Origin of the sequence: Maritimibacter dapengensis, from assembly GCF_019218265.1 — a bacterium.
GTDB lineage: Bacteria > Pseudomonadota > Alphaproteobacteria > Rhodobacterales > Rhodobacteraceae > Maritimibacter > Maritimibacter dapengensis.
In genome coordinates this window covers 267,961-283,327 of record NZ_JAHUZE010000001.1, presented here as the reverse complement: position 1 = coordinate 283,327, position 15,367 = coordinate 267,961, and the positions used below count along the sequence as shown (strand labels likewise).

The following is a 15,367-nucleotide window of genomic DNA, read 5'->3' as shown; positions in this document are numbered from 1 at the left end:
AGAGATACCTGGACTGTGAACATGCCATTTTGCGACATCACGATCGTTCCCGTAGCAGTCGAAAGGAAGGAAGCCTATCTTCGCTTTGCCGAGCGGATGGCGCAAATCTATCGGGAGTTTGGAGCATCGCGCGTAACAGATTTCTGGCAGGACGCCGAAGCCAGCGCTGATGAAAACTTCCATGCAAAAGACGCCATGGAAACATATGCCGATGAAAACCTTCCGAAATTCCGAGAACTTGCAGGTGCAGCCGATGGCGAGACAATTGTCGTTTCGATCACCGAATGGCCAGACCGCGAGGCTCGCGATCGAGGAATTGAGGCCGTCGTCTCGGACCCGCGCATCCAAGCGACAATGACGGAAGAGCCAATCTTCGATGGGGGCAGACTCATCGCCGGTGGTTTTACCGTCGAACTCGACATCAGTTGATGTAGGCAACGGCCGCTTTGTCCGCACGGCTGTCGCATGCGTCCCGGAACATGCTGCAAGTTGCTATGGACGACCGGTGTAGGGACGCTTCGCGCCAACGAAGCCGATGCTGCCGCGGGATTGCGTTTGGCCGAAAATGATTTTGGTTGCCTCGGGTCGGGAGCAGTCATTCGCTGCGACTGCACATGGATCAAGCAGCGGTGTCGAAGCTGACTTCAGACATTCAGATAGAGTCCGTTTGCTTGGTGTCGGGGCAATTGCGGGCGCAAACCCTGACTGTATTGGGCGCGAATGTCGGTGCGCCTGGAGTGCTGTGACATCCACAAGTCGATCATTGCGGATCGGCGGCGCGATAGAGCAGGTGGCCTCAAAGCCACCTAAGACAAGGAACGAGGCGATGGCCGAGGATCAGTCTGATGATCTGGCCCACGGCTGTGCCTCCGCGCGGGAGGCCGGCCCACGTTGGCGCACCCAAATCGGCAGGTGGCTGGCGCGGATGCCGGATACGGCCGTCCGCTTCAAGACACGGGGCGCTTAATCCGGCCCGCTCTCCCCCTCGACCCGGTGACCGATGCGGCCCATGACCATCGCAGCATGGCGCAGCGCGTCCAGCACCTTGTCGAGCGCCTCGGGGTCGTCGAACCGGTTGACCGTCGCGGTGGTCGCCAGAACGAAGGGCCGATCGCCCAGCGATCCGACCGGCACGGCGACACCGGCCGCACCCGGTTCGAATTCGTTCCGCGCGATGCAGTAACCCTGCGCCCGCGCCGTTTCTATGGTGGCCCGTAGTGCGTCGGGGTCGGTCTCCGCGTTTTCCGTATGTCGGACCCGCGGTTTGGCCAGCGCGGCCTCCACGATTTCCGGCGCCGACCGCGCCAGAAGCATCCGCCCGACCGCCGTATGCAGAAGCGGCAGCGTGCTCCCCACTGACAGGCCCAGCGTAACGCGTGCCGAAGCAGGCGCGGCCCGGTCCACGTAGATTGCTTGCATCCGGTCGCGGGTGGCCAGCGCCACCTCCATGTCGAGCGCCTCCGCCGCGTCGCGCAGCACCGGCTGCACCCGGCGGCCCGCGTCCAGATCGGCAAGGTATCCCCCCGCCAACGCCAGAACACGCGGCGCCAGCCGAAAGCCCCGCCCCTCCCGGACGAGGTAGCCGCTCGCTTCCAATGTCAGACAGAGACGGCGCACCGTGGCCCGGTCGAACCCGCTGCGCTCGACCACCTCGGGCATCGTCTGCACCCCGGTGCGCCCTTCGAAACACGCCAGCACGTCCAGCCCCTTGGCCAGGGTCGCTGCGAAGGTCCGATCACTCATTTGACAGCCGCCTTTCGCTCTGACAGAGTTCATTTAACGCCCCTATTGTGCGATAATCGCACTATGGACGCTAAGACGCAACCACCCCAAAGAGGGAGGCACAGACATGCCGGACCAGACCGACACTCAAGGCACCTGGGTGCGCATCGCGGCCAGCGCCGATCTGGACATCCCCCGCCCCGTGCGCCCAGTCACGCTGGAGGGCCACCGGCTCGTGCTGTTTCGCGACGACGAGGGCGAACTGGGTCTGATCGGGCGCAACTGCCCCCACCGCGGCGCGGATCTGTGCTACGGTCGTCTGGAGGACAATGGCCTGCGGTGCCCGTTCCACGGCTGGCACTTCGACCGGACCGGGCAATGCGTCGAACAGCCCGCCGAACCGGAAGGGTCGAAGATGTTCGAGCAGATCAAGGTGCCGATGGTGCCGGTCCGCGAAGAAAACGGCGAGATTTTCGCGCTGGTGGGAGCGGATCTGGCACAGACCGGGCAAAAGGAGGACGCAGTATGATTTCAGCGCAACTCAACGAGCGGATCACCAGAATCGGGCCCGACACCCCGGCGGGCGCGGTGCTGCGCCAATATTGGCAGCCCGCCGCGCTGACAGACGAACTGGAGCACGGCACGCGTGTGCCAGTGAATCTTTTGGGCGAGCGGTTGGTGCTCGTGCAGGACGATGGGCCGCTCCACCTCGCGACCCGGATCGCCAGCGCCGACGAAGCCCCCACGCATTACCCGGCCTCCGAGGAGATCGAGATCGACCCGACCGGCCCCACCTATCCCGCCGAACAGCGCGCGGGCGCGGTCTTTGCCTATCTCGGCGCGGGCACCCCGCCGCCGTTCCCTAATTTCGACTGTTTCCGCGCCCCCGACAGCCATGTCTTTGCTTTCAAGGGGCTGTGGGAGTGCAACTGGCTTCAGGCGCTCGAAATCGGCATCGACCCGGCGCACGCCTCGTTCCTGCACCGCTTTCTGGAGGATGACGACCCCGCCGACGGCTATGGCAAACAGTTCCGCGACAAGGCCGGGTCGACCGAGATTCCGATGACCAAGCTCCTGCGCGACTACCCGCGCCCTGAGATCAATGTGGATGAAACCGACTACGGGCTCAAGATCACCGCGCTGCGTCACATGGAGGACGGGCGCACCCATGTCCGCGTCACCAACCAGATTTTCCCCGAGGCGATCTGTATTCCCATGTCGCGCGAAATGACGATCACCCAGTGGCATGTCCCGGTGGATGACGAGACCTGTTATTGGTTCACCATCTTCACCAGCTTCGACAAGCCAGTGAACAAGGACCTGATGCGCGAACAGCGGCTGAAAGAACACCGCCTGCCGGATTACGCGCCGCTGAAGAACCGTGAGAACGATTATCACTACGACCCGGAGGAACAGGCGAGCCTGACCTACACGGGCATGGGGCTCGACATCAACGTGCATGACCAATGGGCGGTCGAAGGCATGGGGGCCATTCAGGACCGCACGCAGGAACACCTTGGGCGCTCGGACGTCGCGATCATCCGCTACCGCCGGATGCTGCGCCGCGCCATGGACGCGATGGAACAGAACGACCGCGACACGCTGCCGATGCAGGACGACGGCGCGGCCCGCATCGTCGGCCCCCTGTCCAACGACGCCATCGGCGATACTCGGGACTGGGCCGAGGCCAGCCACCTTGCCGACCTCGACCGCCGGGCAGGCTGCCCATGGGACGCTTCGGTGTGATCCGCCCATGACCGACAGCACATTGGACCGCATCGCAGGCGGCAAACTCGCGCGCCGGGGGCTGTTGTCCCCGGAGCAGATCACCCGCGCCGCCGCGCTGGTGGAGGAGGCATCGGGCAACGGATTGGAAACCATCCGCGTGTTGTTTCCCGATCAGCACGGGCTGCTGCGCGGCAAGACGATCACCGCGCGCACGCTCGGGTCGCTGTTCGAAAACGGGCTGTCCGTGCCCTCGACGTTGCTTCTGAAAGACACGGCCAACATGACCGTGTTCGACATCTGGAACGGCGCTTTGGAATTGGACGGTCGCCCCCTGGCCGGGGCCGGAGACGTTCTGCTGGTCCCCGATCCGGACCGGCTGACCCCCCTTCCCTGGTCGCCGCACTCGGCGGTGCTGATCTGCGACCTCGCTTTCACGAACGGCGATCCGGTATCCATCGCCCCGCGCCAGGTGCTGCGCACCGCCATGGACCGGCTGGCCCAGGCGGGGTTCGATGCCGTCATGGGCCTCGAGGTCGAATTCCAGGTGTTCGAGATCGAAGACCCCGCGCTCGACCATTCGGAGGCCACTATGCCCCCGGCCCCGCGCGGCACCCGCAACACGACCCAAGGCTGGTCCTACCTGTCGGAAACCCGCTACGGCGAGGTCGAACCGCTTCTGGATACGCTGCGTCGCTACGCCGAGGAGATGGGCCTCGCCCCCCGGTCGATGGAGATCGAAATGGGGCCGTCACAGTTCGAATTCACCTTCGACGCCTCCGACCCCCTGACCCAAGCGGACCGCTTCGTGCTGTTTCGCACCATGGTGAAGGAGGTCTGCCACGACATGGGGCTTCATGCGAGCTTCATGGCCAAACCTCGCCTGCCCAACAGCGCGGCGAACGGCTGGCACATCCACCAATCGCTCCTATCGCGCGACACCGGGGAAAACGTGTTCACGGCAGAGACGGACGGCACCCTGACCGATCTGGCCAGCGCGTGGATCGCCGGGTTGCTCGACCATGCCGCAGCCGCGTGCCTGATGACCAACCCCACCGTGAACGGCTACAAACGCTTCACCGCGTTTCAGCTTGCCCCCAACCGGGTGCAATGGGGCACCGACAATCGGGGCGCCATGCTGCGCGCGCTCCTGACCGGGGGCGACCCGGCCTCGCGGGTGGAAAACCGGGTGGCCGACACCACCGCCAATCCCTACTACGCGCTGGCCGCGCAGATCGTCTCGGGGCTGGACGGGATCACGCGCGGGGCGAGTGCGCCCGCCCCGACCAGCACGCCTTATGCCGACGACACGGCGCTGCTTCCGCCCAGCCTCATCGCCGCGATCGAGGCCTTCGAAGAGTGCCCGCTTTTCGCAACGGCGTTCGGCCCGGCGTTCCAGGGGTATCTCTCCCACCTGAAACGCGCCGAATGGCAACGTTACCTGATGACCGTCTCGGACTGGGAGCAGGCCGAATACTTCAACCTGTTCTGACATGCCCCGCACCCCCCTGCCCTGCCAGCGGTTCGACGATATCCTCGACGGGTATTTCCCGCTCGGGATCAGCGTCGCACAGTGTCTGGAGCGAAACGGGTTCGCGACGGCGCTGTTCGTGCTGACACACGCGCCGATCCTGCATCTGGACGACCGGCCCGACACCGCCCCGGTGCCGCTGCGTCTCGGCGGACAGACTTCGGGCCTGATCCGCCGCCTGATGGTGCGCGCCACGACCGGGCGATCTCCGCAGGGACAGGGTGAATGGCTCTGGCATGACGGCGTGTCGGACCGCCCACTGACCGCGCGCACCCGACTGGCGGAACCCGCCTTCGTGCGTGGGATCGGGCTGCGCCACGCGCCCGAAGCGGATGCTCCGCTCTGGCGCGTGACCACCCCGACGGGACCCTCGCTCTGGGGCTTTCACACCGCCGCGCCGGGGTTTATCGCCCTGTCTCCGGCAGATGGGACCCCGATCTATGCCGGTCAGGCACTGGCCCCCGAGCAGGCTTCCACAGCCGAAGCCCTCGACCTCACCTCGCCCAACGAACTAGAAGCGCTGCACCACGACTGGGCGATCTGACCCGACCGGACCAGACTACGACGCAATGTTCGGCTGGCCCCGTCAGGCCGGGATCGACCTCATTGACCATGCTCCGCGCATTGTCCGGAACGACGCGCCCCTCATGCGCCTTGGTCCGCACTTTGATCTGGTCGACTGGAAGTCACTTCGCGCGGACCGGATCTAGTCAAATGTGCAAGAAGCGCACTGAAGAAGGCATGCCCACAGAGCTAGCGCGTCTCAGAGGACTTCCCGGAACCTCTGGATCTTCTTGGCAAGTTGCAGGCCGGATCGCAAACTGAAGAGTTCTGAACTCCGCATTCTGACCTACTTGATCGCGCTCCAGAACCCAAACTCCGGCCAATGCATTCCTGGCATGGCACGACTAACGGAAGAAACCGGGTGTGGTGAGATCACGTTGCGCGACACCTTCAGTCGGTCACGCGCAAGGGACATTTCATTTTTTGGGTCGAAACCAATGTTTGACCTAAGGCTCCCAACCCTACTGATCGGGCCGGTCCCATGTCGACCCTGAGGGGCGGTCCGCCTGATGCGTCGATGCCACGCTCGGCGCTTCAGGGTGCACGCGTTTGAACGCAGTCCAGTTGTTCGGTCGCGCGCGGATGTATTGCTGCGGATAGGGCACGTCGACCCCCAGAGCGGCGGCGGCGTGAAGACCCCAACGGGGGTTATCCAGAAACCCCCGCGCGATGGCGACCATGTCGGCGCGCCCCTCGCGCAGGATAGCTTCGGCCTGATGCGGATCGGTAATCAGGCCTACCGCGGCCGTGGTAAGCCCCGTTTCTGCCTTAACCCGCTCGCTGAAGCCGACTTGATGACCGGGCGTCGCCTTGGGAATGACAGCGTCGGACACCAGGTTGCCAGCCGACATGGTCACGTAGTCGACGCCAAGCGCCTCCAGCTCTTTCGCGAAGAGCACCGCATCGTCCAGGGTCGCACCTTCGGGATGCCAATCCGTGCTGTTGACCCGCACCCCAAGCGCCCGGTCAGGCCCGATCGCGTCACGCATGACCGCAATGACTTCCAAGGGAAAGCGCATCCGGTTTTTCAAAGACCCGCCGTAGGCATCCCGGCGAAGGTTCGTACGCGGGGAAAAAAATTGATGCAACAGATACCCATGTGCGGCATGACATTCGATCACGTCCACGCCCGCACGCACCGCCCGGCGGCTTGCATCGGCAAAGGCCGCGATCACCGTGGCGATGTCGTCCGGCGTCATCTCTTCGGGGGTGGCCCAGGTTTCGTTGTATGGCAGAGCGCTCGGCCCCCGCGTCAGCCAGGCCCTCTCATCGGCGGGTAGGCTTTCGCCCTTCGAACGATCTGCGATCGACCGCGCCGAGCCACGCCGCCCTGCGTGGCTCAGTTGCAAACCGATCCGCGCCTCCGACAGGGGGCGCAGACGCGCGACGAGATCGGCGAGCGCCCTCTCTTGAACGTCGTTTTCCAAACCAACGCACCCGTGGGTGATCCGCCCGCGCGCCTCGACAGCGGTGGCTTCAGCGAAGACCAGCCCCGCTCCCGACAGCATGAGCCCCCCAAGGTGAATCAGGTGCCAGTCCTGCAACACGCCGTCCACGGCACTGTATTGGCACATCGGACTGACCTGTATCCGGTTGGGGAGCGTCACACCTCCGATGGTGAGGGGGTCGAATAGAACGGCCATATTGCGTTCCTAATTTGCGACAACGTTGATGGATTGCGCCTGCACGTAATCCGCGGCCTCAGAAACAAGAAACGCAGCCAGCGGGACCGCGCTCGTGTCGCCCTGTGGAACGATGAGCGCATTGATCCGTGTGCCGCGCTCTGCCTCTTCCAGCGCCCGCGTCCGCGCAAACATGCCGATCGCTTGATTCAATGCGCGCTGCTCGGCACGGGCCTCTGCCTGTTCTTCGCACACGAACAGAACGGGAGCGGTGGAACCGCCGGCGACCCGCGCGCCTTCGAGTTTGCGAAGGTGTTCCAAGGGGGAAGCCCAAGCGGGCGCATCCACGTCGATCACGACGATCAACGGCGCATCCGATGTGAACCGAACCGCGCTCATATCCACGCGCCGCGCACCGGGGAGCGCCGACGCGAGCGCCGTCGCCAAGCCGCCCTCGCCGATCACGAGGACCGGCTCATCCGTCGTCGGTTGTCCGTCCCTATGGCCATAGCCCGCGCCGGCTGCCGCCAACACGCCGCCATCTACCGAAAGACACTGCCCGTTCATGACCGCGCCAGCAGGACCCGCGAGGAAGGCGACCGCGTTTGCGATATCCTGCGATTGCCCCAGTCTCCCACGAGGAATTCCCTTCGCCACGGCCTCAGGGTCGATCCGACCATTCGCGATCAGGTCTTCGACAAGGGGCGTGCGAATGTATCCCGGCGCCACCGCGCTCACGAAAGGTGCGCCGCGCCACTCTCTCGCCAGCGCACGTGTCAATTCGACGATTCCGGCCTTCGTGGCGCTGTACGGTCCCCGTAGCGGCAGGGGGCGGAAAGACGCGCCGGACGCGAGGTTGACGATCCGGCCCGCAGGTCCCATCACCTCGGCCCCGGCTCGACAGATCGCAGCGACGCTGTCGAGGTTCACCGTAACGATTTCGTTGAATTTTCTCTCGTCCATATCCGGGATCGTCCGCCCGGCGTTGTCGGTTATGCCCGCATTGTTGACGACCAGATGTAAATCCCCGAGCGCCCGACGCGCCCGATCCGGCAACGCGCGCGCAGCCTCGACATCCGACAAATCGACGGTGAGCGCCACGTTGCCCGGACCCAGCGTCGCCGCTCGAGCCTGCGCTTTCTCTCCGTCGATGTCAGCCACGGCACACAGATACCCCTGCGCGACGAGGGTTTGGCAGATGGACCAGCCGATCCCGTCTGCTCCACCGGTGACGAGCGCGCAGGTCTTTGACATGCCTCTATCTCACGCTGGCTCGGTTATGCGATCAAAGCTGTAGTCGGCATATTTCGACGCCGCCACCGCTTCGCAGGCTTCGCGGTACTTCGCAAAACCACCGACGAACATGGTCAGTCCGGTTGGCTTACCCTTCACATTCGCACCCACCCACCAGGTGTTTGCCTTGCGGATCAGGGACGGCGCGGCGAGTGCGGCGACGTGATCCATCCAGGCGTCTTCGACCTCCTGGGTCGGTTCGACCGCCGACAGGTTCTTGTCTTCCATGTAGGTAATCAGATCTGCAATCCAGTCGACGTCGTTCTCGCTGATTGTGATGATATTGGCGAGCGCGGCCGGACCGTTTGGCCCGGTCGTGGCGAAGAGGTTGGGAAACCCCGCCATCGCGATCCCGAGGTGCGAGCGTGGCCCGTCTTTCCACTTTTCCTTGAGCGTCAGCCCGTCTCGGCCCACCACGTCGAAGGCCAGAAGTGCCCCGGTCAGCGCATCGTAACCGGTCGCAAAGATCAACATGTCGAGCTCGTGTTCACCGCTTTCCGTGCGAATACCCTTCTCGGTGATTTCGAGGATCGGGTCCTCTTTACAGTTGATCAGATGAACGTTCGGCCGATTGTAGGTCTCATAATATTCGGTATCGAGACAGGGCCGTCGGGCAAAGATCGGGTAGCCGCGCGGTTTCAAGGCCTCGGCGGTTTTCGGATCGTCCACGATCTCGCCAATCTTGCCGCGCACGAAATCGGCCACCGCCTCGTTCGCTTCCTCGTTGACCATCAGGTCGGCGAACGTCCCGAGGAAGGTGTGGCCGCCGTTCTGCCACGCCTGCTCCATCGCCTCTTCGCGCTGATCGGGCGGGAGCGAATAGAATGGGCGCGAGGTGACCGGGCGGGTGCCGCCGGTCGGGTTCATCTTCATTGCCGCACGCATTTGACGATAATGCTTCTTCATCTCGGCCACGTATTCGGGTGACAGATCCCGGTTCCGCATCGGCAGGGTGAAGCTCGGTGTGCGCTGGAAAACAAACAATTCGCCAGCTTGGGGCCCGACTTCCTGAATGATCTGAATACCGGTCGAGCCTGTGCCGATGACGCCGACCCGTTTTCCTGTGAAATCGACCTCGTGATGTGGCCATTTTTGCGCGCGGTACAATTCACCCTTGAACCGGTCGATGCCGGGAATATCGGGATCTTTCGGGATCGACAGCGGGCCGGTCGACATGATCGCATAGGGTGCTTCGAGAACCGCACCTCCGTCGGTCTTCGCGACCCATAGCTTCCGCTCTTCGTCCCAGATCGCCGAGGTCACGCGGGTGTCGAACCTGAAGTTCTTGCGCAGGTCGAGCCGGTCGGCGACGAAATTGGCATATTCGAGGATTTCCGGCTGTGCCGCGAATTGCTCGGACCAGGTCCATTCCTGTTCGATCTCGGGCGAGAATCCGTAGCTGTAATCCACGCTCATCAGGTCGCAGCGCGCGCCGGGATAGCGGTTCCAATACCACACGCCTCCCACGTCGCTGCCAGCTTCTATACCGACAACGTTCTTGCCCATTTCTCGGAATTTATAGACCGCATACATGCCCCCGAACCCCGCACCGACGACGATGATGTCGACACGTTCGGCGCTGCCATTTTCGTTTGCATCAACCATGGTTTGTCTCCTCTCGAATTCTTTCGGCGTTCAGGATTGGTCTTGGCGCGTGCGCAGCTTGCGCAGCAAAGCAGATGTTTCGCCCACGACACCGCGCCGGAAAAATATGATTACGAGCAACAGGATCGCGCCCTGCGTGATGAGCGCCCATTCACCGAACTGTGCCAGCTCGTCGTTCATCAGGATCACGACACCCGCGCCCAGCATCGGACCGGTCAGGGTGCCAAGGCCACCGAGCAGCGTCATCAGGATCACTTCAGCCGAGATCGGCCAGGACACGTCGGTCAACGTCGCGAACTGAAAGACCATCGCCTTCAACGCACCGGCAAGCCCGGCCAGCCCGGCCGACAGGGTCATCGCCACAATTTTGTAGCGCTCAGGACGGAACCCGAGGCTTTCGACTCGCGGTTCGTTATCGCGGATGGCACGCAACAGCTCGCCAAAGGGCGAATGCACCACCCGGTAGAAAAAGGCGACCGCCAACACGGTGACCGCGAGCGTGACGTAATAGAAGTGAAGGTGATCGCTCACGTCGAAAAGGCCGAAGAGCGCGCTGCGCGGAATCCGCTGCATCCCGTCCTCACCACCGGTGAACTCGGCCTGAAGCAGCAGGAAATAGACGAACTGCGAAATCGCAAGCGTGATCATCGCGAACTGAATGCCGCTGCGGCGCACCGAGATCACCCCGACCACGTACCCCATGGCTGCCGACACGGCGATGCCCGACAAAAGTGCGATTTCCAGCGATACGCCATAGGTCTTGAGCACGAAGCCCGCGACATAGGCGGCCGTCCCGAAGAACATCGCCTGACCAAAGCACAGCAGTCCGGCATATCCCAGCAACAGGTTGAAGGACGACGCGAAGATTACGAAACACAGGATCGACATCAAGAGCACCGGATAGACGAAGAACGGCGCGGCGGTCAGCGCGACCGCGATGGCGGCAAGCCAGAGATACCGGTTCATTTCAAACCCTCCTTGCCCGAAAACAGTCCGTTCGGTCGCAGGATCAAAGCGAAGATCATGATGACGAAGATCACGAGATTGGCGGCTTCGGGGTAGAACACTTTGGTCAGCCCCTCGACCAAACCGATGAGATAACCGGTCAGGATGGCTCCGAGGATCGACCCCATGCCCCCGATGACGACGACCGCGAAAATCACGATCATCAGGTTGGAGCCCATCGAGGGCGAAACCTGATAGATCGGGGCGGCCAGCACCCCGCCCAGCCCCGCCAAGCCGACACCGAAGGCATAGGTCAGGCTGATCATACGCGGCACGTTGATCCCGAAGCTTTCGACGATTTCCGGCTTCTCGTTAGCCGCCCGCAGATAGGCTCCGAGCTTGGTGTGTTCGATCAGGATGTATGTGCCGAAGCAGACCACCACTGAAAACAGAACCACCCAGAGCCGATACCAGGGCATGAACATGAACCCGAGGTTCACCCCGCCGGGCAACGGCGAATTATAGGGCAACCCGGTCGACCCGAATTCCTGCCGCACCAGACCTTCGATGATGAGTACCGCAGCAAAGGTGGCCAGCAGCGAATAGAGATGGTCAAGGTTCTGGATCGGCCTCAGGATCGTGCGCTCCATGAACAAGCCGAAAACCCCGACAACCACCGGCGCGATGAACAGCGCACCCCAGTAGGGAATACCGAGATAGTTCAAGAGCGCCCAAGCGACGAAAGCGCCCAGCATGTATTGTGCGCCATGGGCAAAGTTCACCACGGACATCAGACCGAAGATGATGGCGAGCCCCATGGACAGCATCGCGTAGAACGATCCGTTGATCAGACCGATCAACACTTGACCGAACAGGAGTTGGGTCGAGATACCATCAAACATTTCTCACACCCCCAGATAGGTTTTGACGCGTTCGAGGTTCGAGGCGAGATCCTCGTTCGTCAGCGTGTCCACGACTTCGCCGTTTTCGACGACCACATGGCGGTCGGCGACGAGGCGCGCGAATTGCAGGTTCTGTTCGACGAGCACGATCGTGTAGCCCTGTTCCTTGAGCTTCTGGATCTGTGCGCCGATTTCCTTGACGATGACCGGGGCGAGCCCCTCGCTCGGTTCGTCCAACAGGATGAACCGCGACCCGGTGCGCAGAATGCGCGCGATCGCGAGCATCTGCTGTTCGCCACCGGACAACTTGCTGCCCCCGCTCTTGCGGCGGGCCTTGAGGTTGGGAAAGGTCTCCAAGAGTTGCGTATCGGTCAAACCACCTGGGCTGAGGATTGGCGGAAGCGTCATGTTCTCCGCCACTGTCAGCCCGGCGAAAATCGCTCGTTCTTCGGGACAATAAGCAATGCCAGCCCGCGCGATCTGGAACGTGCGTTTGCGGATCAGTTCCTGATCGTGAAACCGTATCGACCCCGTGCGGTTGCCGACGATTCCCATGATCGAGCGCAGGGTCGAGCTTTTGCCGGCCCCGTTGCGTCCGATCAGGGTCACCAACTCGCCTTCATGAACGTCGAAGGTCATCCCGTGCAGCGCTTTGCTCTCACCGTACCACGCTTCGAGATTTTTCACCTGCATGATGGGCTTGGGATCAGTGGGCATCGACACCTCCCATATAGGCTTTGATGACATCTTCGTTGCTCGACACATCGTCGTAGGTGCCTTCGACCAGAACCTCGCCGTGCTGGAGCACAGTGATCCGTTCGCAAAGGCTGGAAACCACGGAAAGGTTGTGTTCGACGATGAGCGTCGTGCGACCTTCCGAAACCTTGCGGATCAGGTCCGTGATCGGTTCGATATCTTCGTGACCCATGCCCGCGGTCGGCTCGTCCAAAAGCATGACTTTGGGATCGAGCGCGAGCGTCGTCGCGATCTCGAGCGCACGCTTCTTCCCGTAAGACAACTCCGTCGCTTTGGCCTGCGCGCGATCCGCCAGACCCACTTGGTCCAGAAGCTCCATTGCCCGGGCGTCGAGCGGGCGAATGGCGGCCAGCGACGACCAGAAGCGGAACGACTTGTCAAAGCCGGACTGAAGAGCGACGCGGACATTTTCAAGGCAGGTGAGATGCGGGAAGGTCGCCGAAATCTGGAAGCTGCGAACCAGGCCAAGGCGGGCGACCTGCGCCGTGCGCAGACGTGTGATGTCGCGATCTTCGAAAATCACCTGGCCGGCCGTGGGCGTCAGCGTTTTCGTAAGCAGGTTGAAACACGTCGTCTTGCCCGCGCCATTCGGCCCGATCAGCGCATGGATCGAGCCGCGCTTAACCTTCAGGTCAACGTCCTTGACCGCATTGAACGCGCCGAAGGCCTTGCTCAGTCCCCTGGCTTCGAGCGCGTAGTCGCTCGCGGTGTTCGTCGAATGAGCCACGTCTCCTCCCTTCCCGTCTCAGCCCGAAGGCAGACCAAGCACCGCTTTTGCCAAAATGGTGCGTTGAATTTCATTGGAGCCGCCAAAGATCGCCGGGGCGCGACTGTCGAGATAAAGGTTCATGGCGTCGATGCCCCGATCTCCGACCATCAGATCGTCGTAGAACCGGGCCTCTTCGCCCGCGACGGTCAGCATCTCTTCTGTGATGCGCTGATACAGCTCACTGCAAAAGATTTTGAGCACCGACACATCTGCGCCCAGCGTCCCACCTTCGCGCAACACCTTGGCAAAGCGTTCGAACGCCGAGCCGAGGTCGTAGAGATCGAGCCGGAGCTTCGCAAACCGTGACCGAAACGCCGCGTCCTCGAACGCCCCGCGATCCTTGGCGAGTATCTCCAGCCGCGTGAGCGCGTATTCCGGGCGCGATGGCGCCCCGAGAAAAATTCGCTCGTGTCCCAGAACCGTCTTGGCCAGTGCCCATCCCGCATCGACATCGCCGACAACGTTCTTCGCCGGCACTCGGACATTTTCGAAGAACACTTCGCAGAAATCCTCTTCTTCGCGAAGGTTCTTGATCGGGCGCACCAGCACGCCCGGCGAGGAAAGTTCTACGAGGATCACGGTTATCCCGTGCTGTCGTTTGTCCGAATTGGTGGTCCGCACGAGCAGCAGGATCCAGTTCGCGCAATGCGCCAACGTCGTCCAGATCTTCTGTCCGTTGATGATGAAATCATCGCCGTCACGCACCGCTTGGGTGCGAAGGCTGGCCAGATCGGACCCCGCCCCCGGCTCTGAATACCCCTGACACCAGACGTGTTCGCCGGTCAGGATTTTCGGCAGGAATTCGGCCTTCTGTGCCTCGGTCCCATGCTCGATCAGAAGCGGTCCGGTCAGCCCGATGCCATGGTCCGGGATACGCGGACAACCCAGACGGGCCCACTCTTCGACATAGACGATATGCTTGCCCGCATCCAAACCCATGCCGCCGTATTCCACCGGCCACACGGGCGACAGCCAACCCTTGTCGTTGAGCGCGTGATACCACTCGGCGACTTCATCGAAGGTCGGACGCTGTTTGCGCATGAAGCGCAGATGCTCAGGACAATTCGCATCCACCCACTCGCGAAAGATCACGCGAAATTCGTCGTCCGACAACGCGTTCCAGTCTCGCTCTTGGGTCATGAGATCTCATCCGAGAACTTGGGCGCGCGTTTTTCCATGAAAGCGCGCATGGCTTCCTTGCTGTCTTCGTGGCGGGTCATCTCCACGGTCAGGTTCTGTTCGAACCGATAACCGTCCTTCAGCCCCATGGTTTCCACCGTGTTCAGCGCGCGCTTGGCCTTGCGCACGGCGGTCGGGCTTTTCGACGCAATGTCCCGCGCGATTTCCATGGCGGTGTCCATCAGCTCCTCGGGCTCGACGCAGGCTTCGATCAACCCGCGGCGGTACAGCTCCTCGGCCGGCACGCGCCAGCCCGTCAGAACCATGCGCCGGGTCAAGCCCACGGGGAACACGCGCTGCGTGTGACGCACGCCCCCCATCAGACCAACGTCAATTTCCGGCAAACCGAATTTTGCGGTGTTCGAGGCGACGATGATGTCCGACATGATCGCGATGCCCATGCCCGCACCCAAAGCCGCTCCGTTGACCGCAGCAATTACAGGGATGTTCGATTCCATGATGACGAATCCGACTTCGCGCGCCCGGCGCAGGTGGCGATAGGTGTCGCCCTCGACCGCTTCGCTGGCCATCTTGGCGCGCATCTTGATATCGGCGCCCGCGCTGAACACCTTGCCCGCGGCGGTCAGAACGATGCAGCGTATTCCCTTGGTTTCGTTGAGCTCGTCGAAGACTTCGATCAGCTCTTCCATGAACTCTTTCGACTGTGCATTGACGGGCGGGTTGTCGAGGGTGACGACCGCCACGTGGTCTTCAATCGTGGTTTTGATCAGTTCGTTTCGCATTTTCGTTCCTT

The 15,367-nt window shown here is 62.4% G+C and carries 15 protein-coding genes; 5 read left to right on the top strand and 10 right to left on the bottom strand.

Annotated elements, in window-relative coordinates; translation table 11 throughout:
- Positions 1 to 21 precede the first annotated feature (21 nt).
- Positions 22 to 429 carry a DUF1428 domain-containing protein gene (locus KJP28_RS01515; protein WP_218390464.1) on the top strand — a complete coding sequence of 136 codons (408 nt, stop codon included), beginning with the start codon at positions 22 to 24 and terminating at the stop codon, positions 427 to 429.
- Between the two features lie 534 nt (positions 430 to 963).
- Here KJP28_RS01515 and KJP28_RS01510 read toward each other — a convergent pair.
- Positions 964 to 1,743 carry an IclR family transcriptional regulator gene (locus KJP28_RS01510; RefSeq protein ID WP_218390463.1) on the bottom strand — a complete coding sequence of 260 codons (780 nt, stop codon included), beginning with the start codon at positions 1,741 to 1,743 and terminating at the stop codon, positions 964 to 966.
- Between the two features lie 106 nt (positions 1,744 to 1,849).
- Here KJP28_RS01510 and KJP28_RS01505 point away from each other — a divergent pair, with 106 nt between their 5' ends.
- The 4 genes from KJP28_RS01505 to KJP28_RS01490 are packed head-to-tail and all read left to right on the top strand — an operon-like array spanning position 1,850 to position 5,522.
- A complete protein-coding gene (locus tag KJP28_RS01505; protein WP_218390462.1) occupies positions 1,850 to 2,251 on the top strand; it encodes a Rieske 2Fe-2S domain-containing protein in 402 nt (133 codons plus the stop codon).
- Positions 2,248 to 3,468 (top strand): aromatic ring-hydroxylating dioxygenase subunit alpha, encoded by a 1,221-nt coding sequence (locus tag KJP28_RS01500; protein ID WP_218390461.1) that lies wholly within the window; start codon positions 2,248 to 2,250, stop codon positions 3,466 to 3,468. The genes KJP28_RS01505 and KJP28_RS01500 overlap by 4 nt, the downstream gene beginning before the upstream one ends.
- Before the next feature lie 7 nt (positions 3,469 to 3,475).
- Entirely contained in the window at positions 3,476 to 4,939 is a 1,464-nt protein-coding gene (locus KJP28_RS01495; RefSeq protein ID WP_218390460.1) for a glutamine synthetase family protein, read from the top strand.
- 1 nt (position 4,940) lies between these two features.
- Complete coding sequence (locus KJP28_RS01490; RefSeq protein ID WP_218390459.1) at positions 4,941 to 5,522, top strand: hypothetical protein; 582 nt, start codon at positions 4,941 to 4,943, stop codon at positions 5,520 to 5,522.
- Positions 5,523 to 6,003: 481 nt separating this feature from the next.
- Here the strand turns inward: KJP28_RS01490 and KJP28_RS01485 are convergent, their stop codons facing one another.
- Genes KJP28_RS01485 through KJP28_RS01445 form a run of 9 tightly spaced genes read right to left on the bottom strand, consistent with a single transcriptional unit; the run spans position 6,004 to position 15,356 of the window.
- On the bottom strand, positions 6,004 to 7,185 hold the full coding sequence (locus tag KJP28_RS01485) for an NADH:flavin oxidoreductase/NADH oxidase (protein ID WP_218390458.1): 1,182 nt from the start codon (positions 7,183 to 7,185) through the stop codon (positions 6,004 to 6,006).
- 9 nt (positions 7,186 to 7,194) lie between these two features.
- Positions 7,195 to 8,418: an SDR family oxidoreductase gene (locus KJP28_RS01480; protein ID WP_218390457.1), complete on the bottom strand. Its 1,224-nt coding sequence runs from the start codon at positions 8,416 to 8,418 to the stop codon at positions 7,195 to 7,197.
- A gap of 9 nt (positions 8,419 to 8,427) precedes the next feature.
- Entirely contained in the window at positions 8,428 to 10,062 is a 1,635-nt protein-coding gene (locus tag KJP28_RS01475; RefSeq protein WP_218390456.1) for a flavin-containing monooxygenase, read from the bottom strand.
- 30 nt (positions 10,063 to 10,092) lie between these two features.
- Complete coding sequence (locus tag KJP28_RS01470; RefSeq protein WP_218390455.1) at positions 10,093 to 11,028, bottom strand: branched-chain amino acid ABC transporter permease; 936 nt, start codon at positions 11,026 to 11,028, stop codon at positions 10,093 to 10,095.
- Entirely contained in the window at positions 11,025 to 11,909 is an 885-nt protein-coding gene (locus KJP28_RS01465) for a branched-chain amino acid ABC transporter permease (RefSeq protein WP_218390454.1), read from the bottom strand. The genes KJP28_RS01470 and KJP28_RS01465 overlap by 4 nt, the downstream gene beginning before the upstream one ends.
- Before the next feature lie 3 nt (positions 11,910 to 11,912).
- Entirely contained in the window at positions 11,913 to 12,626 is a 714-nt protein-coding gene (locus KJP28_RS01460; RefSeq protein ID WP_218390453.1) for an ABC transporter ATP-binding protein, read from the bottom strand.
- Positions 12,616 to 13,392 carry an ABC transporter ATP-binding protein gene (locus tag KJP28_RS01455; protein ID WP_218390452.1) on the bottom strand — a complete coding sequence of 259 codons (777 nt, stop codon included), beginning with the start codon at positions 13,390 to 13,392 and terminating at the stop codon, positions 12,616 to 12,618. Before KJP28_RS01455 ends, KJP28_RS01460 begins: the two co-directional genes overlap by 11 nt.
- Before the next feature lie 18 nt (positions 13,393 to 13,410).
- Positions 13,411 to 14,574 carry an acyl-CoA dehydrogenase family protein gene (locus KJP28_RS01450; RefSeq protein ID WP_218390451.1) on the bottom strand — a complete coding sequence of 388 codons (1,164 nt, stop codon included), beginning with the start codon at positions 14,572 to 14,574 and terminating at the stop codon, positions 13,411 to 13,413.
- On the bottom strand, positions 14,571 to 15,356 hold the full coding sequence (locus tag KJP28_RS01445) for an enoyl-CoA hydratase/isomerase family protein (protein WP_218390450.1): 786 nt from the start codon (positions 15,354 to 15,356) through the stop codon (positions 14,571 to 14,573). The genes KJP28_RS01450 and KJP28_RS01445 overlap by 4 nt, the downstream gene beginning before the upstream one ends.
- Positions 15,357 to 15,367: the final 11 nt, after the last annotated feature.

Bases quoted from the DNA above. Each gene is read 5' to 3' on its own strand.
- KJP28_RS01515 (WP_218390464.1), top strand. From the start codon at position 22: ATGCCATTTTGCGACATCACGATCGTTCCCGTAGCAGTCGAAAGGAAG.
- KJP28_RS01510 (WP_218390463.1), bottom strand. From the start codon at position 1,743: ATGAGTGATCGGACCTTCGCAGCGACCCTGGCCAAGGGGCTGGACGTG.
- KJP28_RS01505 (WP_218390462.1), top strand. From the start codon at position 1,850: ATGCCGGACCAGACCGACACTCAAGGCACCTGGGTGCGCATCGCGGCC.
- KJP28_RS01500 (WP_218390461.1), top strand. From the start codon at position 2,248: ATGATTTCAGCGCAACTCAACGAGCGGATCACCAGAATCGGGCCCGAC.
- KJP28_RS01495 (WP_218390460.1), top strand. From the start codon at position 3,476: ATGACCGACAGCACATTGGACCGCATCGCAGGCGGCAAACTCGCGCGC.
- KJP28_RS01490 (WP_218390459.1), top strand. From the start codon at position 4,941: ATGCCCCGCACCCCCCTGCCCTGCCAGCGGTTCGACGATATCCTCGAC.
- KJP28_RS01485 (WP_218390458.1), bottom strand. From the start codon at position 7,185: ATGGCCGTTCTATTCGACCCCCTCACCATCGGAGGTGTGACGCTCCCC.
- KJP28_RS01480 (WP_218390457.1), bottom strand. From the start codon at position 8,418: ATGTCAAAGACCTGCGCGCTCGTCACCGGTGGAGCAGACGGGATCGGC.
- KJP28_RS01475 (WP_218390456.1), bottom strand. From the start codon at position 10,062: ATGGTTGATGCAAACGAAAATGGCAGCGCCGAACGTGTCGACATCATC.
- KJP28_RS01470 (WP_218390455.1), bottom strand. From the start codon at position 11,028: ATGAACCGGTATCTCTGGCTTGCCGCCATCGCGGTCGCGCTGACCGCC.
- KJP28_RS01465 (WP_218390454.1), bottom strand. From the start codon at position 11,909: ATGTTTGATGGTATCTCGACCCAACTCCTGTTCGGTCAAGTGTTGATC.
- KJP28_RS01460 (WP_218390453.1), bottom strand. From the start codon at position 12,626: ATGCCCACTGATCCCAAGCCCATCATGCAGGTGAAAAATCTCGAAGCG.
- KJP28_RS01450 (WP_218390451.1), bottom strand. From the start codon at position 14,574: ATGACCCAAGAGCGAGACTGGAACGCGTTGTCGGACGACGAATTTCGC.
- KJP28_RS01445 (WP_218390450.1), bottom strand. From the start codon at position 15,356: ATGCGAAACGAACTGATCAAAACCACGATTGAAGACCACGTGGCGGTC.